The sequence below is a fragment of the Buttiauxella noackiae ATCC 51607 genome (genome assembly GCF_001654865.1).
Taxonomy (GTDB): Bacteria; Pseudomonadota; Gammaproteobacteria; order Enterobacterales; family Enterobacteriaceae; genus Buttiauxella; species Buttiauxella noackiae.
Window position 1 is genome coordinate 184,334 of record NZ_LXEO01000047.1, and the last position, 20,530, is coordinate 204,863.

A 20,530-nucleotide genomic window follows, 5' to 3' on the forward strand; every position below is an offset into this window, starting at 1 on the left:
TTGTAAAGTTTCATAGAGAATAATTAGCGTGGTATTAATTTTCTAGGTTATTAGTGTATACTTGATTTTGTGATGAGGGTCACGGAATGAGGACCCCAATAAAAGAATACGACGAGGTAAAAATTATGAATATGAAATCAACAGTAGTAGCCGCCAGCCTGCTTTCAATGCTGTCATTTGGTGCTTTCGCAGCGACATCTGTTAACGCAGAACAGGCACAGAATCTTCAGCCGATGGGCACAGTTTCTGTAAGCCAGATAGGTAGTGCACCAATGGATATGCACCAAATGCTGAATGAGAAAGCTGAAGCGAAAGGCGCATCTTCTTATCGCATCGTAGAAGCACGTTCTGGCGATGCGTGGCATGCCACAGCTGAGCTGTATAAATAAGCCTGGCAAGTATAAGTAACACCGATTCATCAAGACGACGGCCTCAAGAACAATAAATGCAGTTAAGCCCTTCCGGTCGTTGATAAAAAACTTTAGGAGTAGACATCATGAAAACCAAATTAACCATCGCAGCACTGAGCCTTTTCTCTGTTATCTCTTTCGGCGCTAACGCAGCCGCGCATCAGGTAAACAGCGAACAAGCACAAAACATGCAGTCTATGGGTAGCATTTCTGTCAGTCAGACTGGCAGTGCACCAATGGATATGCGTCAGGAATTATCACAGAAAGCGACCAAAGAAGGTGCATCGGCTTATCGTATAACCGAAGCGCGTACCGGAGATACCTGGCACGCCACCGCTGAACTGTATAAATAAACCCTCGTCGTCAAATTCTGACGACTTTGCCCCCGCTTGCGGGGGCTTTTTTATATCTAAAATAGAGTTTAGCCGCGCACGTTAAAGCGCAACTGCCCTTCCAGCTCTTCCTCTGCTTCGTCAAAAAGCAAAACCAAAGCCCCATAACGCCGCCTTTGCATCTCAGGTAAATGAACAAACTCGATCTCCGCCGGGAGAGGTAAAGTGCCCCCGATGACCACATCCCATAAACTATCGAGATCGTGGACCTGCTTTTTCTCAAGTTGAAATGCCTGGGTAAAGTGACGATAGAATCCAGGCTGGTCTTCTATCTGACTAAAATCAAAGGTGTATTTTTTCATTGCTTGCCACCTTAACCAGAACGAATCGTTCTACAACCCACCAATATGCAAGGTTTTGACTTCCAGAAACTCATCCAGACCCAATACTGAACCCTCACGGCCAAGACCAGACTCTTTCACGCCGCCAAATGGTCCCAATTCAGTCGAAACTGCGCATTCGTTAATACCTATCATGCCGCTTTCAAGTGCCTGAGAGACACGGAATACACGCGATAGATTCTGAGTATAGAAGTAGGCAGCTAAACCAAATGGCGTATTATTTGCCCGCTCAATGACTTCCTCTTCCGTTTTGAAACGGAAACAGGCAGCCACAGGGCCAAATGTCTCTTCCTGTGCCAGTTTCATATCGTCATTCGCACCAATAATCACAGTGGGCTGCCAGAAGTTGCCACCCAATTCATGGATCTTGCCACCCACCAGCACTTTGCCACCCTTCGCTTGCGCATCTTCCACGTGTTCACGGACCTTATCGACTGCGGATTTCTCAATTAATGGTCCGACAACGACGCCCTCTTCCAGACCATTCCCGACTTTGAGAGCTTTGACCGCCTCCGCCAGTTTGTTGACGAACTGGTCGTAAACCTTTTCTTGAATGAAGAAACGGTTAACGCTGACACACACCTGGCCTGCGTTGCGGAATTTGTTGGCAATAGCTCCTTTCACGGCTTCATCGATATCAGCATCATCAAAGACGATATATGGTGCGTTACCGCCTAATTCCATTGAGACTTTTTTCATCGTTTCAGCGGCATTACGCACCAGCGTTTTGCCAACGGCGGTGGAACCGGTGAATGAAATTTTCCGGACTTCGTGGCTCGCCATAATGGCGTCGCTGATTTCTTGCGTATTACCGGCTACAGCATTTAACACACCATCAGGTACGCCCGCTTTTTTCGCCAGCGCGAGTAAAGCAAATGCTGATAAAGGCGTGTTATTGGCAGGCTTGATAACGCCGGTACATCCCGCAGCAAGTGCCGGTCCGAGTTTGCGTGTCAGCATTGCCATTGGGAAATTCCACGGCGTAATAGCGGCGACAACGCCAATCGGTTCACGGGTTGCCAGGATGCGTGAACCCGGTTTGATAGCTGGAATAATTTCACCATTTGCTCGTTTAGCCTGCTCCGCAAACCACTGAATAAAACTCGCGGCGTACTCGACTTCCCCTTCCGCCTCTTTCAACGGCTTGCCTTGTTCGGTGGTCATCAAGCGGCCGAGCCAACTCTTGTTCTCAATAATCAATTGGAACCAGCGGTAGAGAATGGTGGAGCGTTCTTTGGCCGTTTTTGCACGCCATGCGGGAAAGGCTTTAGCCGCAGCGGCAATAGCCTCTTCAGCCTCTTTTTTACCAGCCTCTGCGACTTTAGCGACGACTTCACCTGTGGCGGGATTGAGAACATCGAAAGTTTGACTGAGTTTCCGCCATTCACCATTTACGAGATAGCCAGTGTTGAATAATTCACTGTCCTGGAGTGCCTGATTTGTCATAATTTTCTCCTGTTATGAATTACGCATCTGCAACTTGCAGTCTGACGGGTATAAGTATAGATACAAAAAAGCCGACGTAAGCGTCGGCTATGGTTAAGCATCTATCAGGGCATGCTGGTATTTATGGAGCACATGCGCCAGGCGCTTCACAGGTTCGGTAACCTGTAGCGGCGCCTCCCAGACACGCAATTTCTCCTGGTAGATATCTAATTCCTCCAGCAACTGCTGGAAGTAACGCCGCCTTTTGTCGTCGCTGGATGCTGAAATCACGCGGTCTGCCGTTTTACGCAGTTGTCGATGGAAAGCAGAAAGATCGTCATTCACCGGAATCGGCGCATCGCGCAATCTCTGGTGAGCAATAATCAAAATCAGCGCTAAACGGTAGCGGTCGATATCGCCAGGAAACGTATTAAGCAGTAAGAAAAGTTGCTGATAAAGCGCAGGAAGATGGTTCTCTTTACGGCGATTGTTGTTGGTCGTCAGTGCTGAAACTGCGGCCGAGACAAACTGGTTCAACAGCGTGCGGCCGGTGCGCTCTTTCGAGTTATCACGAATCAGCAATATCACCATCAATGCCAGGAAACAGCCAACGATCTGCCCCAATGCGCCGTCCAGGAAAGTGTTGAGGTGAAACGTCATCGGGTTATCGAGAACAATGACATTAATTGTCCCAGCCAATGCCCCCATAGAGCCCAGACGTCGTTTCTGCACTTCAATCCCAATGAAGAAACCAAGCAAACCGAGGCTAATACACAGCAGTAGAATACTTTGTTGCGTAGAAGGAATGACAACCAAGAAGTAGAAAGCACCTAGCGGCAGCGCTACCAGCATTCCGTATAAGAAGTCGATCGCTACCATGCGCGGATTGGGTAAGCGCATCGCCAGTGATGTGACAACGGCGATCATAACCATAGCGCCGCTTCCTGATGTCCAGCCTGTCCATAGCCAGAACAAGCTACCAAGCAGACAAGAAACGGTGGTGCGCCAAAAGTTGATCATTGCGTGATGGCCTTCGGCAGACTGCACTTTGACCACCACTTCCTGGGTCAATACTTCCTCTTCCACCACGCTAATACGCGTATTGCTGGCCACACCCCGTTTTAGCAAAAGGAAGCGGGTGATTGCGCCAGTCCAACTGCTGATAGTAACGGGAGTATTTTTCTCGCCAGCGTAGGAGATGAATTTGCGGATAACCTTCACCTGCTTATGGACATCAGCAGCCGTTTCCACGGGCGCCTCAAACAGCGCGCGGAATTCGGGCGTGACGAATTCGGGGCGCGTGTTTTGAATCAGATAGGTTTCACAGGCCTGCGTGATGAGCGTAAGCGAAATAGTATTGATTGCCTTCAGGCGGCGGTTTGCCCGGCCCCAGCGAGCAGATTCAATATTGAGATTGGTACGCATCCCTTCGAGAGCCGTGGTGCGGCGCACAAGACCTGCCCACGCTTTATCAACCACCTCTTTATCGCCATGCGCAATACACAGCTGCATCAGTCGATATTGGTCCACCAGCAAATTATCTAACTCGCGATCAATTTCCTGTTTGATAGAACGCGGGGAAAAGAGCAAGTCAGCGAGAATCGCGCAAACAATACCGATTACGATTTCACTGCAGCGCTCCACCGCAAACTGTGGTGTCAAAAGTGGATGAGCCTGAATAGTGACGACAATAATTAGCGCCGTGTAGCCGGAAAGCCCCCACGCGTAAGAGTTTTCGACTTTAACCAGAGAGGAAATCCAGGTACAAAAACCAGCCCAGATACAGCACACCAGCAGCATCACTACCGGTGCACGAATCAGTAAAGTGATAATAAACAGGGCAGCAAAACAGCCGATAAATGTGCCAACAATACGCAGCATGCCGCGATAGCGAATTGCGCCAGAATAGGGTTCACCACCTGCGGCAAACGCCGGACCTGCCGCAACGATAGCCGCTGTCAGCACCGCCCAACGAGGGGTTTCAAGCTGGAAATGGAACCCGACAAACATTGCCAATACGATGGCAAAAGCCAGCTTAATGGCAAAGCGCAGATGTAACCGCGAGATAAAATACATATCAACCTACGCTTAGCCGAACTCACGCAGGCGATGCATGAATTTGATAAATACCGAATCGTGGTCGGTATCGCGATCTTTATCTCCAGTCACCACGACAGTTGCCGTTGTCCCGGCGGGATAAAGGTTAGCCTGTTGTTCATCAAGATGAATTCTCACCGGCACACGCTGCGCCAGACGCACCCATTCCAGGTTGGAATCAACTGTCGCCATCCCTTTGGTATCTCGGGTACTGCTGGCGTTGGTTACCCCAGCAGAAATACTGTCTACAGTTCCGCGTAATACACGATTGCTGCCAAGTGGCGTGATTTGCACACGATAACCAGGGCGAATGCCATCGAGTTTGGTTTCTTCCATATAGGCCAGAATGTAGAAAGTGCCGCGTTTGACCAGTGCAACAGCGGTGGAACCTCGGGTAATAAATTCACCGGTATAAACATTCAGGTTTGTTATCCAACCTTCGGCTGGCGCACGAATGATAGTGCGTTGCATATCCAACTGTGCCAAATCACGGGTCGCTTCAGCCTTCGCTAACTGATGCAAAACGGTCTGCAGCACGTTATTAGATTGCTCAATCTCCTCACGCGACATCGCCTGAGTCCCTAATGAATTACGACGCCCTGCTTCACGGCGTTTTTCCCCGGCCAGCGCCTGGTAGTAGGCAACATCGGCCTGTGCCTGCTCGAGCGCTTTCTGATAACGCGGCTGGTCGATGGTGAATAGAATTTGATCCTTCTTCACCAGTTGGTTGTCATGAACCTTCACATCGGTAATTAAGCCCGATACGTCTGGCGCAATAGCGACAACGTCTGCGGTAAAGCGAGCATCACGCGTCCATGGAGATTCGGTATAGAACACCCATGCACGGAAGATAGCGATGAAAGCCAGCAGCACCAGAATCAGTGTGATGGCAGTGCGGGTTATTTTTCTTGTTAGTGCTTTCACATCAACCTCAAACAAACAGACGAGAGATCAGATAAAACAGGCAGCAATAAAGCGCTGTATTAAATAATGCCGGGTGCCAGACAAAATCATAAATTCCCGTCGGTGTAAGCAGACGGCGAACCAACCAGAACAACGCCAGCGAAAGAATTAGCTCGAAGAATATCGGCGGAAAAGAAAGACCGAATATCACGACAACGGGAAATAGACTCATGTTAACCTTGCAGAAAATACGGAAGACACAAACCCTGGGACAGCCAGGAATACTGAGCTAACGAGTGATACGGGTCGTGTTGTTAATAATATATTACCGCAATAGTTAGCCCGTTATCTATAATCTGTGATCTAAATCACTTTTAACTCAGAGTGAACAATGGAAAGACTTAAACGCATGTCGGTATTTGCCAAAGTTGTCGAACTTGGCTCTTTTACCGCCGCGGCCAGGCAGTTGGAAATGAGCGTATCATCAATTAGCCAAACCGTTTCCAAATTAGAAGATGAGCTACAGGTCAAGCTGTTAAACCGCAGCACGCGCAGTATTGGGCTTACTGAAGCCGGTAAAATCTACTACCTCGGCTGTCGTAAAATGCTGCATGAAGCGCAGGCAGTTCATGAACAACTTTATGCATTTAACAACACACCGATTGGCACGCTGCGCATTGGCAGTTCTTCAACTATGGCACAAAATGTACTCGCGTCCATGACCGCCGATATGCTCAAAGAGTACCCGGAGTTGACAGTAAATCTTGTCACGGGCATTCCAGCACCTGATCTGATTGCTGATGGCCTGGATGTAGTTATTCGTGTGGGTGCATTGCAAGATTCAAGCTTGTTCTCGACCAAACTCGGATCAATGCCGATGGTGATTTGCGCCGCCAAAAGTTACCTTCAGCAAAATGGCACACCTGAAAAACCAGCCGATCTGACAAGCCATTCCTGGTTGGAATACAGCATTCGCCCCCATAATGAATTCGAGTTGATCGCACCAGAAGGACTGACAATTCGTATGCTGCCGCAAGGGCGGTTTGTCACCAATGATCCTATGACACTGAGTCGTTGGCTAAAATTAGGGGCTGGGATCGCTTATGTGCCGCTGATGTGGGTGATCGATGAGATCAATGACGGGACGCTTGAGATCTTGTTGCCGGGCTATCAGTCGGATCCACGCCCGGTGTATGCCCTATATACCGAAAAAGATAAATTGCCGTTAAAAGTACAGGTGTGTATTAACTACCTGACTGAGTATTTCGTGAAGGTTTCGCACCTTTATCAAGGTGTTCGCGGGATAAAAAGCAGCCGGGATTAACCCGGCTGTTTTTTTACTTTGGAAAGAGAAGTTTTACGCTGTGCCACCAACCGTTAAGTTGTCGACTTTAAGCGTTGGCTGGCCAACACCGACTGGCAGGCTCTGCCCTTCTTTACCACAAACGCCGACGCCGTTATCAAGCGCCAGGTCGTTACCCACCATTGAAATCTGCTGCATAGTTTCGATACCGGAACCAATCAGCGTTGCGCCTTTTACCGGCGTCGTCACTTTACCGTTTTCGATGAGATAGGCTTCTGAAGTCGAGAACACAAACTTACCGGAAGTGATATCCACCTGACCGCCGCCAAAGTTCGGAGCATAGATACCGTACTCAACAGATTCGATGATCTCTTGCGGAGTAGACTTACCGGCGAGCATATAAGTGTTGGTCATACGTGGCATTGGCAGGTGCGCATAAGATTCGCGGCGACCATTACCTGTTGGCGCAACACCCATCAAGCGGGCATTCAGCTTGTCCTGCATGTAGCCTTTCAGCACACCGTTTTCAATCAATACGTTGTACTGACCCGGAACACCTTCATCATCAATAGCAATGGAGCCACGGCGGTTTGCCATGGTGCCGTCATCAACAACGGTGCACAGCTCAGAAGCGACTAATTGGCCCATCTGACCACTGAATACGGAAGTTCCACGACGGTTGAAATCGCCTTCCAGACCATGACCAACGGCTTCATGCAACAGCACGCCCGGCCAACCTGCGCCAAGCACTACCGGGAACATACCGGCAGGTGCTGCTACGGCAGAAAGGGTAACAAGTGCCATGCGTACAGCTTCTTTCGCCCACGCGTCGGCACGAACTTCGCCATCAACGTTTTCGAGGAAATAGTCATAACCGAAACGACCACCACCACCGCTGGAGCCACGCTCACGTTTACCGTTATCTTCAACCTGTACGCTAACAGACAGGCGCACTAATGGGCGAACGTCAGCTGCCAGTGTGCCGTCGGTTGCTGCCACAAGAATCAGTTCGTAAACACCAGTCAGGCTGGCTGTTACTTCCTGAACGCGAGCGTCTGCCGCACGGGCTACGCTATCAACACGTTTCAGGATGTCGAGTTTTTCTTCGCGCGTCATGCTTTGCAGCGGATCTGCGCTGGTATAAAGCGCACTATGCTGCACTGCGCCTAATGTCTGTACGCGGCCATTTCCTTTATCTTGCACGATGCTTCGGGCCGCATGAGCACTTTGTTCTAGTGCCAGCAAGCTGACCTGGTCGGCATAAGCAAAACCGGTTTTCTCACCGCTGACCGCACGCACGCCAACACCTTGATCGATGTTATAAGAGCCATCTTTAATGATGCGGTCTTCCAGCACCCAGGATTCGTGATAACTGGACTGGAAATAGAGATCGCCATAGTCGAGTCGGCGCTCGGACAATTGTCCCAAAATGGAAAAAAGATCTTGATGGGTTAAGCCATTCGCAGACAGCAACTGCTCACTTACCAGGTTCAGACTCATCGTTTCGCTACTCTTATTTGTCTATCGATTGGAGATATCTATTGAGCTTGCGGCAATTAGCCGTCCGCGTCAAATCACTTAGCGTCGTTAACTCTTGGCTGACGGAGCACTTCATTAATTTGCGGTTGGTCGACCGAACCAGTGATGTGGTAGCGCAACACGGAGATTTTACTCCACAAAGGCCCTAACACTTTACTAGCGGCAAACACTGCGGCACCTATTATCGGGTTAACCACAAAAGCAGTCGCCACGCCGACGGTCGCAGAGATTTCAGGTGCGACAACGGCTTCAAGATCAAGTCGGCGCCGAACCAGATCAACGGAGCCTTTCATGCCGATATCAGCTTCCAGACCATCAACCAACGTATCGTCAGTATGCAACACGCCATCTTTGATCCAGGCCGTACTACGGATGGAATCAAAATAGAAACCATCACCGAAGGTATCGCTGAAATCGAAACGCAACTTACGCATTAACGCATCGACACTCACCAACCGCAGCAACTGCCCGGCGTGACCTGTGCCCAGATCGGCAATCTGGCCTTTACCCAATTTGATATGAAGGATTCCGTTTAGTGAAGCAAAGTCAGGCTGCCAGGGTTTATCACGCCAATGCAGATCATAATCCGCATCAAATGATGAACCCTGAATTGGCGTTTTAACGCCAAAGAAATTGGTTGCAGCATCAAGCTTACCGCCATGAAGTTTACCTTTTATGGAGGTGCGCTCTTCTGCTGGACTGTTAACCCATTGACCACTGCCGGTTAGCCTTGCAAATCCTGAATCGACTAAACCATTTTCTAATTCCAGCGTGTTCCCTTTAACAGCGAGATCACCTTCAATGCGGCCATATTTTTGCCCCCACAACCAACATTCGGCGCAACGCAGTTGCAGATCAGGCCAGTTGCGGAAATCAATTGAAGTATTGTCTCCCAGTGGAGAACTGCTGGTCGTTTTGGCTGTGCTATTGCCCCAATTAGGGTTGAAATAGAGGTATTTGATTGCTGCGCGCCACGGTGCATTATCTTGCATCGTCAACGAGCCATTCACTTCACGCCCCTGTGCTTCAACACGCGTACCGCCAGGTATCGCGTGGGAAACCAGACTCAGGTTATTCCACTGCTGCCCAGCGAAAGTCAGCGAAGGCGTACGTAACGTAACATCCGATGGGAATGATGCAGAGTTACCGACACTTTCTGCCGCCCCCTGGCTAAACAGCGCTAACCATTGCGCACCGTCCATCGCAGGGAGATCAAGCTCAACACCTGGATTGTCAGGTAACGGTGGAATGGTGTGGCTGTTCGCTGCCCAAATAGCCCGATCCAGTGTCAGTTTCTTATTCAGTAGCCAGCGGCTGGAGAAGTGATTTGTCGGCCCCGCATTACCCGTCAAATTAAAGCTATTCAGGTCGCCTTTCACTGCAACTTTCAATGGCAATGCCTGACCCGCTGATTTATTAACTGGCGCAGGTAAGTGACTACTCACATTTTTCAGATCTGCATCCACATTGACCTGATAATTCGCCTCTCCATGGTAAGGAAGCGTAATCGCCACATCCCCTTTCCACGGGACATTTCCGCTCAACTCTTTATTAACCGGCTCAGGCAAAACACCCATTTTTGTTGGCTGCCAGTCGCCCAGCAAATTGACGCCAATCTTGTAATCTTTCTCACCAGTTTTAGTATTAAAATCAATACCTACTGCCTGGTTAAACCAGGTGGCTTTTAACGGTTCGCTTTTCAAATCGCCGTTCACAAAGCTGAATTTACCCGTCAGGTTGCTCAGCGTGCTGGAGAGCGGTTTTATCAACAGCGTATTGTTGTGAAGTTGGACGTCGCCTGAAGCGGTGGTCATATCGCCATTAAATGGGATATCCAGATGTAAGCGAGCATTCACATCCCCACCAATCTGGAGTTCATCGAGAGCAGCAGACAGTGAATCTTTTAGAGGTGTTTCTTTGAAATACGGGCCAACTGCACTTCCAGGGCCGCTGATATCAGAATCAATCAACAGTTTTTCTTTCGAGTAATCCGGGATAATAGCCGTAAGGTTGCGCCCAGTAACTCCCCCGAGTTTCACTTCATTAGACTTCATCCATAAACCATCATTGATGAAATCAAGCGTGATATTCAGATTCTCTAATGCCGGCCAGTCAGGCTGGAAAGCAAATTTTGCATTGCGTAGCGGAACGTAGACCTCAAATTGCCCTTCGTTATGCAGATAAGGGAAAAGATGGGGGTTGCCGCCATAGACCAACGTCGCGTTATCGGCTTCACCACCCTGAATAGCGCCACTGAGGTAATCAACCAGCTCTTTGCCCATCAGGTTTTCAGGGAAATAGCGCCAGGCATCCGCACCGTTATTGGTACTGATTCCGGCTAAAATACCTAACCATGGGTCACCCCCCTCAGGCTGGTAATAACGGAAGTCGCCTGCCGCCCATACCGAGCGAGCTTTTACATCAAGATTTTTGCCATCAAGCTGGAAACCAGAAGCATTTTTCCGCCACTCAAGCGTTGCGGCGCCATGTTCAATCTCCAGCGGTGCGCGGAAGACACCTTCATAAGGCATTTTAGCATCAAGGACCTGTGCATTAAGCTGCCCGTGGGCAAGGCTACCGGTAATTGAACCTGCGAAGTGTTCAACACCGGGAAGCATTTTCCATTGGTTCCAACTCACATCTTTCCAGCGCCCTTGCATGCGGGTGCTTTCCGTTTGCTGGAGCGGGATATCCAGTGCCAGCACATCAATGTGCCCTCGAGGTTGCAAGGAGGTCCAAATATCGCCTAAATCAGGGGAAATTTTTGCGGCTATTGGCAGTAAACCAGTGAAGCTTTCTAGCTCCATGTTTGTGGCGCGGACGCGCAATTCTTCACCGCGCGTATTCTCTTTCCCGCCCACATCCTGCGGAGCAATCCACGCTAAAGATAGCGAACCTTTTGGCCAGGTTTTGCCATCAAGGGTGATATTCGTTGAGGGAATAGCAAGATTCCAGCCCGCTTGTGAACGATCAACATGGGCCATTAAATTATCAACGGATAACTGGTGTGCGGAGCTTTTCCCCGCCCAGCTTGCACCGCCTTGCTTCAGCCAGATATTGCCACCAGCAATATCGCCCTCTTTGATATCCATCCATGCTTCGAGGGTGAATTTGGCAGTCTGTAAATTAACATTGTCCTTCATCCAGCGGCCAAGCCACGGTTTTACGTCAACGTTGTCAGCCTGTAGCCAGACTTTGCCGATATTGAGCAGGCCATTTTCGTCCCGTAAATCCATCCGCACTTTTGCCAGACCGTGTTGCCCGGTAAAGCTCGACAGACTGACCAGCCCTTCAGCACGGTGACGGTTTTTGGTGTTAAGCCAGGTAAGTTGTGGGATCGTGAGTTCAGCACGTTGGCCAGATAGAGTCAGGAAACTAAGGGAGCTGTCGCGCAAATCAAAGTGATCGAACTGGCGTAAAAAGAGATCGCTGATTTTACCCGGCTCAAACTTACCGTCCCCCTGATTCTGGCTCAGTGGAGTATTGGTGCGCATCTGTAGCTGGTAAAAAGTGAGGTCGCGGAATTGCCAACGCGCATGCAAAATACTTTGCCAAAGGTCGAGCGCCAGCGTCACGCGCTTAACGCTCAACTCACCGCCGTCTTTCAGACCGGCTTTAACATCGCGCACATCCAGAGTTGGGCCAAAGTTTTCCCAACTTGCCTTTATCTGGCTGGCATCGACAGGCGTGCCAGTCATCGCTTCAATTTTATCTAACAAAGCCGGGCGCCAGGCATCGAGATGCGGCAAAACCAGCCGCAAACCACTCACCAGCAGTGCGACGATAACGATAAGCGTTGCGCCAGTGAGTAGCAGAATGCCGGGCAGTCGCCTCACGTATATCTCCTTGTTAGCCGCCGGAGCGGAACTCGAACCTGCGCCAACCGCACAGAGAGCTACATCATAACGACGTCAAACTGCTCCTGATTATAGAGCGGCTCGATCTGTACTTTGACTTGCTTGCCGACGAAAATTTCAACTTCGGCCAGTGAATGGGACTCTTCACTTTTTAGCGCTTCGCCCACAGCAGGTGATGCGTAAACCAGGAAACGGTCGGAATCATAAGCATGATGCACGCGGACAATTTCACGCATGATTTCATAACAGACTGTTTCAACGGTTTTCACCGTACCGCGTCCGTGGCAAGTTGGACAATCGTTACACAGCACATGTTCAACGCTTTCGCGCGTGCGTTTACGTGTCATCTCAACCAGGCCAAGCTGCGAGAAACCATTGATACTGGTTTTTACCCGGTCTTTGCTTAACGCTTGCTCAAGAGAATGCAACACACGACGGCGATGATCTTCATTACTCATATCAATGAAATCGATAATGATAATGCCGCCCAGATTACGTAAACGTAACTGGCGGGCAATCGCCTGCGTCGCTTCAATATTAGTATTGAAAATAGTATCGTCGAGATTGCGATGACCGACAAATGCCCCCGTGTTGATGTCCACGGTGGTCATGGCTTCAGTCTGATCGATGACCAAATAGCCACCCGACTTCAATTCAACTTTTCGTTCCAGCGCCCGCTGAATTTCATTTTCAACATCAAAAAGGTCAAAAATTGGCTGGCGACCGCTGTAGTGTTCGATCTTGTTGTGTATTTCCGGCATGTATTCTGCGGTGAACTCCAGCAGCATGTCGAATGTCAGGCGTGAGTCGACACGAATTCGGTCGAGTGCCTCATCAGCAAAATCACGCAGTACACGTTGTGCTAACGCGAGTTCACCATAAAGCTGGCAACGAGTTTTGTTACGCTTTTTGCGTTCGCTGACTTTTGTCCAGACGCGCTTCAGGTAAGCGGCATCTGCAGATAAATCGTCTTCACATACACCTTCTGCCGCAGTACGGATGATGAATCCGCCTTGCTCGTCGCAATATGCGTTAACCACACGTTTAAGGCGTTCACGTTCAGCTTCACTTTCAATGCGTTGCGAAACACCAACATGTGATGCTCCTGGCATAAAGACCAGGTAACGGGACGGCAGTGTGATATCCGTAGTCAGGCGCGCACCTTTAGTACCCAGCGGATCTTTCACCACTTGAACCATGAGGTCTTGCCCCTGGCGCACCAGTTCGGAGATATCACGTACTGTGAAGTTTTTTCGCTCTTCACCAGCCACACATTCGGTATGTGGCATGATGTCAGAAGCGTGAAGAAACGCTGCCTTATCAAGGCCAATATCTACAAATGCCGCCTGCATTCCCGGAAGTACCCGGCTTACACGACCTTTGTAGATATTCCCTACGATCCCGCGACGTGCTTCGCGTTCAATATGGATCTCTTGCAGTATTCCACCATCAATGTAAGCCACCCGAGTTTCCGATGGGGTCACGTTGACTAATAATTCAGCCGTCATGTTTTCCTCGTCCATCACGCAAAGCGTGAAAATTACTCAGCAATTCATAGGTTTCAACTAGCGGTAAGCCGACTACAGCATGGTAGCTGCCATTAATCTTCCTGACAAAACAACCACCAAGCCCTTGAATACCGTATGCACCTGCTTTATCCATGGGTTCACCGCAGGCCACATAACCGGCGATATCCTGTTCTGATAATGCACGAAATGTCACTTCAGTCGTCACCAGGCAATCCAGTAACGATTCGCGATCGGCTAACGCAACTGCCGTCATCACTTGATGCTGATTTCCGGACAACATGCGCAGCATTTCGGCGGCATGTTGTTCATCTTTAGGTTTTTCCAACACGTTGCCATTGTAGATAACAATAGTATCTGCACCTAAAACCGGTAAGTCATGTTGAGCTAATGCAACACCTGCTCGAGCTTTATCTCGCGCCAGGCGCACAACATATTGTTGCGCACTTTCACCGCTCAGACGCTGTTCCTCTACATCGGTAATGATGCGCTCAAATGACACACCCAACTGAGTCAGAAGTTCCTGACGACGTGGAGAACCGGATGCCAGATACAAAGATGTCATGTTAAATCCTATTGCACAGCAAATTGTTGGCGAATTTTACGCATCAGCAAAAATATCCATGGCCACAGCACGCCGTTAACCACACTACTCCAGAAAATTTCCGGACGGAAAGATACGTTGATGACTAGAAATTCAGACCAGAACACAATGACATCTGTCATCAATGACAACAGCATAACCACTAAAGCCTGTTGCCAAAGCGCGAGATTGCGGAATAGCTGGTACTTCAACGCCACCAGGTAAGCAACGATACTCAAAGATAATGCTCGCACGCCTAGGGTGGAACCGCTGATCAGATCCAGTATGGCACCCACCACAAAACCTGTGCCAACATTTACGCGGTGGGGCAACGCCAGAATCCAGTACAGCAGAATAAGTAAAACCCAGTCCGGACGATAGATTTTCAAATCGTCAGGCCAGGGCATTACTTGTAACAGCAAGGCGACAAGGAAAGAGAGCCAGATTACCCAACGACCCTGACTACGGTAACTCCCCACTACTGCCCTCCCTGGGTAGCAGATGCAGGAGAAGCAGAGTTCCCTGCAGGAGCCTGAGCCATTCCCGTTGCCGGAGGTGGAATCGGAGCTGGGGCTGGTGGACCAACAGAATCAGCTGGAGGCAATACCTGCGGCATCATTTGCATCAAACGCTCATTCGCTACGCGATGAACCTCTTCCGGTGGCATAGGAGTTTTGCCTTCGCGATCCGCCCCCCACAACAGCAACAAATAACGCAGACGTTGTAAGCCAGCGGTTGGGCGAGCCTGAATAACGGTGTACGCACGTTGAGTATCAAGTTTCACAGAGGAAACGACACCCACCGGATAACCTTCAGGGAAGCGACCACCCAGTCCAGACGTCACCAATACATCGCCTACGCGAATATCGGTATTTGCCGGTAAATGTTCTAGTTGCAGATCGTCAGTACAGCCGTTGCCCGCCGCAATAACGCGAATGTCATTGCGCAGCACCTGAATCGGTAGCGCATGGGTCGCATCACAGATCAGCAAAACACGGCTGGTGAGTTTAGCCACCGCAATGACCTGACCTACGACACCTTTATCACTGATGACTGGCTGACCTTCATAGACCCCATTCACGCTCCCTTTATCAATGACAACCTGGTCACTGTAAGGATCGTTAACGGTAGAGATAACCTGAGTCACCATTTTTTGCTCGTCCTGACGCAACGGTGAGCCAAGCAATTCGCGCAGACGTGCGTTTTCCTGACGATATTGACCCATCATCAGTAATTCACTATTTTTCAGGATCAGTTCCTGACGCAGTGCACGATTTTCGAGCTCTAGTTGATCGCGTGATGCCAGTGTTTGCGAGACGCTGTCGAGCAATTCACGGGGACCATTTGAGACAAAATAGAAAGGGCTGACGGCAGTATCCATATACGTTCGGATCTGACTAAACGTACCCAGACGGCTATCGGCAATAATGACACCAATCGCCACCAGCACCGCCAGAATTAGGCGAAACTGCAACGAAGGGCCACGGCTAAAAATTGGCTTCATAGGCTATGCGTATTCCAGGGCCAGCAAGGAAAAGGCAGTGATAGTCACTGCCTTTTACGTGTGGCTGATTACTCTTCGCTGAACAAGTCGCCGCCGTGCATGTCGATCATTTCCAGTGCCTTGCCACCGCCACGGGCTACGCAAGTCAATGGATCTTCTGCAACTACTACCGGAATGCCAGTTTCTTCCATCAGCAGACGGTCGAGGTTACGCAGCAATGCGCCACCACCTGTCAGAACCATACCGCGCTCAGAAATATCGGAAGCCAATTCTGGTGGGCACTGTTCCAGCGCAACCATTACTGCGCTCACGATGCCGGTTAAAGGCTCTTGCAAGGCTTCGAGGATTTCATTGGAATTCAGAGTAAAGCCGCGTGGAACACCTTCAGCCAGGTTACGACCACGAACTTCAATTTCACGCACTTCATCGCCTGGGTAAGCAGAACCGATTTCGTGTTTGATACGTTCAGCGGTTGCTTCACCGATCAGTGAACCGTAGTTACGGCGCACATAATTAATGATGGCTTCATCAAAGCGGTCACCACCAATACGGACGGAAGAGGAGTAAACCACACCGTTCAGAGAGATAACGGCAACTTCAGTAGTACCACCACCGATATCCACAACCATAGAACCGGTTGCTTCAGAAACTGGCAGGCCAGCACCGATAGCGGCAGCCATTGGCTCTTCAATCAGGAACACTTCACGAGCGCCTGCACCTTGCGCAGATTCACGGATAGCACGGCGTTCAACCTGAGTTGCACCGACTGGCACACACACCAGAACACGCGGGCTCGGGCGCATAAAGCTGTTGCTATGCACTTGTTTGATGAAGTGTTGCAGCATTTTTTCGGTCACGAAGAAATCGGCAATAACGCCATCTTTCATCGGACGGATAGCCGCGATGTTGCCAGGGGTACGACCCAGCATCTGTTTAGCGTCATGGCCTACGGCCGCAACACTTTTAGGTGAACCGGCACGATCCTGGCGAATGGCCACGACAGACGGCTCATTCAGTACGATGCCTTGTCCTTTTACATAAATCAGGGTATTCGCGGTACCCAGGTCAATGGACAGGTCATTGGAAAACATGCCACGAAATTTTTTCAACATACTAAGGGATAATCCTGAAAGCTGGGGCGGAAACAAAATCCGCTTACTTTACCAACCACTCATTGCAGCGACAAGGCGCATAAATGTTCTGCAATGGTGAAAAATTGTGCAGTTTACTACGACCGTTACACTTTCGGCACGTTTATCCTCGAACAGCAGAGGAATTAAACAAACGCTGTAGGTTAAACGAACAGTGTAAGGAAGCAAACTGGGTTCATTCGTGCTTTAACAATCTGGTCAGCAGGCGTATCCGCCCCCTTGAGATGCAGCGCGCGTTATTCTACGTGAAATATTTATAAACGGCAGGTTAAACCGAGTATCTTTGCGAATATTTTTTCACGTTGCTATCGAGCGGTTCAGAGGCCGCAAAAAAATCCCCCTGAGCACCCGCCACGCCTTTCTCTACCAGTGTCTGCCATTCACTTCGCGTTCTTACACCGACCGCAAAAACTCGTGTCTGAGTCCCGTTACAAGCCTCAACCAGACTCTGTACAAACAGCTGATTTTCGGTTCGTTTCTCAATGTTACGCACAAGCCCTGGATGCAGTTTTATCAATTCCACATCCAATTCTTTAATATAAGACGCACTCACAACGGTCAAACCCGCCTGGGAAACTGCAATACGTACGCCCAATGCTTTGATCAAACGAATCACAGGTTGCAAACGGCTGATGTGTTGACAAACATCTGCCTCTGCAAGTTCAAAAAGAATACGTCGTCGAAGTGATTTTTCAGATTGCATTAATGCATCACGCAACCAACGCTGGAAAGGTGCCCGAATCAATGATTCAACCGACACTTGAACGGCTAGCGTTTCTTCAGGCCAGAATCCTGCTAGTGGCAATAGCCGAGCGATGATTTGTCGGTCATATTGCTCCGATAAACCAAACTGCTTAACCATCGGCAAATACTCTGCCGCCAATACTTCTTGTTCACCATCGAAAATCCGACACATAATTTCCCGATGATGCACGAAGCCGTCGCGCTTCACGGACGGCTTTTGGTAGAAGCGTGGACCGCCGCGTTGCAACACCTGCTCAATGAGCGTACGCCATTTAACGTTACCACGCCCTTTTTCCGGCAAACTATCGTCATAAACCGACCAGCCGTTGGTTCCTTGCAGGGAAGCATTACGCGTCGCCACCTCTGCATTTTCCATAACTTGCTCTTTGCTTTGCCCGCTCCGCCATGCACAAATACCGATATGCATCATGTCATTACGATCCAACATCCGCGTTGGAGGCAGCGAATCGACGGCTTTCAGTAATTGATTAGCAATGCTATCGGCTTCTTTCAATGTGCGGTGCGGCAACAAAACGGCAAAATCACTACGGAAATAGCGTGCCAGTAAAGCCCCAGGATAGCGCATCACAAAAGTCGACAACATATTAATAATCGTAAATAGATACTCTTCTACCGCGTTGCGTCCCCACGTTTCGTGTAGCGTTTCAAAATCCGGTAAACGGATAATCATCACCACACCATGCGCGCCGACTTTCTCCTGCTCATCGAGTAAAGTTGCCAGTTGGTTATCAAAGAACAGGCGATTATTCAGACCCGTTTTCGCATCTTGCGCGGCGAAAGCACGAATTAGCGTATCCATTCTGCTACGTTGTTCGCTGGCGTTTTGCAGATCTGAAAGCAACACATCAAGCGCACTACTGGCCTGTGGTGGCCATTCCAACACTGAGCCACGCACTTCAACACCTCTTTCGCCATTCAGAATTCGTCGCGCACGGCTTTCCAGTAATTCTTGCCCTGCGAGCTGTTTTTTCATCCAGCGGATAGCAAAGAACAGCACGATAAGCATGAATCCAATCGTGATAGAAAGAGGTACTGTCGCGAAAAGAGAGTTGTAGTAATTCGCTATCGGATCGCGATAGGTCAGACTGAGAAACATGCCGGGATGTTTCATTAATTCAACAGTCACGGTGCGCAGACTGTAGCTGTTTCCCAGCAAGTGATAGGTTTGGGTCAATTGGTGTTGATAAACGGTGTTATCGCCAAGCTTGAAATCGACCTCGGTGATATCAATCGGAACCATCACTTCATTGAGGCGCTTTATCAGAGCTTCTGGTGAGCTCGAAACTAAATCGTTATCAATGATGGCGGCAACAGATACCACACGCTGATGCACTTTATAATGCATCGCATTAAAGAAGCTTAATGAACAACCAACGAGCGTCACAAAAATAGCGAGCCCCGTTAGCAATGTCATAAAAGCAGAAAGCTTCGTCGTTAATCGCATCCTTGTGTTAACTCCGTGTGGTGAAGATATACCAAGCCTGACCTGATGCGGCATTACATAGTAAAAGAGGTGCCCTGGCAAACACAGTGAACATATTCTCACCCTTTGTTGCAAAGCGAGTGTTTTGCACACTGAAACTCAAGTATAGCCGCTGACAACCCTCCATTCATTAACAAATATTCAACAAAAATAGCAGTATGTTTAAGTTTCAATTTTTTGTGACAAATTCGCAGGGTTTAGCGTTCTCCGTCATGCTTAGGGAATAAAGCCACGCTGGAGTATAAGATGAAGAAGATCGCCCGCTTCACCGAAGCTGATGTCACAGCTGAATCCGTATTTATGATGAAACGCCGCCAGGTACTCAAGGCACTAGGTATCAGTGCGGCTGCCCTTTCGCTTCCTCAGACTGCACATGCAGATATTCTTTCCTGGTTTAAAGGTAATGACCGGCCGCCAGCGCCTTCAGGAAAACCTTTGCAATTTAGCAAACCCGAACAATGGCAGGCTAAGCTCGCCATGACACCGGAAGATAAAGTTACTGGCTACAATAACTTCTACGAGTTTGGTCTGGATAAAGCCGACCCTGCGGCAAACGCCGGGAGTCTGAGAACCGATCCGTGGAAACTCACCATTAGCGGCGAAGTAGCAAAACCGCTGACACTGGATTACGACGATCTCTATAAAAAATTCCCGCTTGAAGAGCGGATTTATCGCATGCGGTGTGTTGAAGCCTGGTCAATGGTTGTGCCGTGGATTGGCTTCCCGCTCAGCAAGTTGCTGGCTTTAGTTGAACCCACCAGCAATGCGAAATATGTCGCCTTTGAAACAATCTACGACCCGGAGCAAATGCCTGGACAGAAAGATCGATTTATTGGCGGCGGTTTGAAGTATCCCTACGTTGAAGGACTGCGACTTGATGAAGCGATGCATCCGCTTACTTTGCTGACTGTGGGTGTTTATGGCAAAGCGCTACCGCCACAAAACGGCGCTCCGATACGACTCACCGTGCCATGGAAATATGGATTTAAAGGGATTAAATCGATCGTCAGTATCAAGCTGGTTAGCGAACTGCCACCCACCACCTGGAATATGGCAGCCCCAAATGAATATGGATTTTATGCCAACGTAAACCCAAATGTTGATCACCCACGCTGGTCGCAGGCGAGTGAGCGATTCATTGGTTCAGGTGGCGTGCTGGATGTGAAACGCCAGCCTACATTGCTGTTTAATGGTTATGCCGATGAGGTTGCTTCGCTGTACCGCGGTTTAAATCTGAAGGAGAATTTCTAA

17 protein-coding genes are annotated in these 20,530 nt (G+C 49.4%); 4 read left to right on the top strand and 13 right to left on the bottom strand.

Features of this window, described 5'->3' with window-relative positions:
- The first annotated feature begins 125 nt into the window (after window positions 1-125).
- Both yhcN (M979_RS15330) and yhcN (M979_RS15335) read left to right on the top strand, forming a co-directional pair.
- Window positions 126-389 carry a peroxide/acid stress response protein YhcN gene (yhcN, locus tag M979_RS15330; protein ID WP_034459813.1) on the top strand — a complete coding sequence of 88 codons (264 nt, stop codon included), beginning with the start codon at window positions 126-128 and terminating at the stop codon, window positions 387-389.
- Window positions 390-496: 107 nt separating this feature from the next.
- Window positions 497-763: a peroxide/acid stress response protein YhcN gene (gene yhcN, locus M979_RS15335; protein ID WP_064555458.1), complete on the top strand. Its 267-nt coding sequence runs from the start codon at window positions 497-499 to the stop codon at window positions 761-763.
- 68 nt (window positions 764-831) lie between these two features.
- Here yhcN (M979_RS15335) and M979_RS15340 read toward each other — a convergent pair whose 3' ends face one another.
- From M979_RS15340 to aaeX, 5 genes are all read right to left on the bottom strand, one after another.
- Window positions 832-1,104: a barstar family protein gene (locus M979_RS15340; RefSeq protein WP_064555460.1), complete on the bottom strand. Its 273-nt coding sequence runs from the start codon at window positions 1,102-1,104 to the stop codon at window positions 832-834.
- 30 nt (window positions 1,105-1,134) lie between these two features.
- Window positions 1,135-2,589: an NAD-dependent succinate-semialdehyde dehydrogenase gene (locus M979_RS15345; protein WP_064555462.1), complete on the bottom strand. Its 1,455-nt coding sequence runs from the start codon at window positions 2,587-2,589 to the stop codon at window positions 1,135-1,137.
- A gap of 93 nt (window positions 2,590-2,682) precedes the next feature.
- Window positions 2,683-4,644, bottom strand: coding sequence for a p-hydroxybenzoic acid efflux pump subunit AaeB (aaeB, locus tag M979_RS15350; protein WP_064555464.1), 1,962 nt, complete (start codon window positions 4,642-4,644; stop codon window positions 2,683-2,685).
- Window positions 4,645-4,656: 12 nt separating this feature from the next.
- Complete coding sequence (gene aaeA / locus M979_RS15355) at window positions 4,657-5,589, bottom strand: p-hydroxybenzoic acid efflux pump subunit AaeA (RefSeq protein ID WP_064555466.1); 933 nt, start codon at window positions 5,587-5,589, stop codon at window positions 4,657-4,659.
- Between the two features lie 7 nt (window positions 5,590-5,596).
- On the bottom strand, window positions 5,597-5,800 hold the full coding sequence (gene aaeX, locus M979_RS15360; RefSeq protein WP_034459825.1) for a p-hydroxybenzoic acid efflux pump operon protein AaeX: 204 nt from the start codon (window positions 5,798-5,800) through the stop codon (window positions 5,597-5,599).
- A 159-nt stretch (window positions 5,801-5,959) separates the two neighbouring features.
- On the opposite strand from aaeX, the gene aaeR reads away from it, so the two are divergent.
- A complete protein-coding gene (gene aaeR, locus M979_RS15365) occupies window positions 5,960-6,892 on the top strand; it encodes an HTH-type transcriptional activator AaeR (RefSeq protein WP_034459827.1) in 933 nt (310 codons plus the stop codon).
- 33 nt (window positions 6,893-6,925) lie between these two features.
- On the opposite strand, the gene tldD is transcribed toward aaeR, so the two are convergent.
- The 8 genes from tldD to csrD all read right to left on the bottom strand — a co-directional run bounded on the left by tldD (window position 6,926) and on the right by csrD (window position 19,240).
- Window positions 6,926-8,371 (bottom strand): metalloprotease TldD, encoded by a 1,446-nt coding sequence (tldD, locus tag M979_RS15370; RefSeq protein ID WP_034459830.1) that lies wholly within the window; start codon window positions 8,369-8,371, stop codon window positions 6,926-6,928.
- 74 nt (window positions 8,372-8,445) lie between these two features.
- The gene (yhdP, locus tag M979_RS15375; RefSeq protein WP_064555468.1) at window positions 8,446-12,246 is read right to left on the bottom strand and encodes an AsmA2 domain-containing protein YhdP; all 3,801 of its coding nucleotides are present in this window, start codon (window positions 12,244-12,246) and stop codon (window positions 8,446-8,448) included.
- Window positions 12,247-12,305: 59 nt separating this feature from the next.
- A complete protein-coding gene (gene rng / locus M979_RS15380; RefSeq protein WP_034459834.1) occupies window positions 12,306-13,775 on the bottom strand; it encodes a ribonuclease G in 1,470 nt (489 codons plus the stop codon).
- On the bottom strand, window positions 13,765-14,358 hold the full coding sequence (locus tag M979_RS15385; RefSeq protein WP_034459836.1) for a Maf family protein: 594 nt from the start codon (window positions 14,356-14,358) through the stop codon (window positions 13,765-13,767). The genes rng and M979_RS15385 overlap by 11 nt, the downstream gene beginning before the upstream one ends.
- 8 nt (window positions 14,359-14,366) lie before the next feature.
- Entirely contained in the window at window positions 14,367-14,855 is a 489-nt protein-coding gene (gene mreD, locus M979_RS15390; RefSeq protein WP_034459838.1) for a rod shape-determining protein MreD, read from the bottom strand.
- Complete coding sequence (gene mreC / locus M979_RS15395; protein ID WP_064555470.1) at window positions 14,855-15,880, bottom strand: rod shape-determining protein MreC; 1,026 nt, start codon at window positions 15,878-15,880, stop codon at window positions 14,855-14,857. Before mreC ends, mreD begins: the two co-directional genes overlap by 1 nt.
- A gap of 68 nt (window positions 15,881-15,948) precedes the next feature.
- Window positions 15,949-16,992 carry a rod shape-determining protein MreB gene (mreB, locus tag M979_RS15400; RefSeq protein WP_000913396.1) on the bottom strand — a complete coding sequence of 348 codons (1,044 nt, stop codon included), beginning with the start codon at window positions 16,990-16,992 and terminating at the stop codon, window positions 15,949-15,951.
- A 307-nt stretch (window positions 16,993-17,299) separates the two neighbouring features.
- Window positions 17,300-19,240 (bottom strand): RNase E specificity factor CsrD, encoded by a 1,941-nt coding sequence (csrD, locus tag M979_RS15405; RefSeq protein WP_034459846.1) that lies wholly within the window; start codon window positions 19,238-19,240, stop codon window positions 17,300-17,302.
- Between the two features lie 285 nt (window positions 19,241-19,525).
- Here csrD and msrP point away from each other — a divergent pair, with 285 nt between their 5' ends.
- On the top strand, window positions 19,526-20,530 hold the full coding sequence (gene msrP / locus M979_RS15410) for a protein-methionine-sulfoxide reductase catalytic subunit MsrP (RefSeq protein ID WP_064555473.1): 1,005 nt from the start codon (window positions 19,526-19,528) through the stop codon (window positions 20,528-20,530).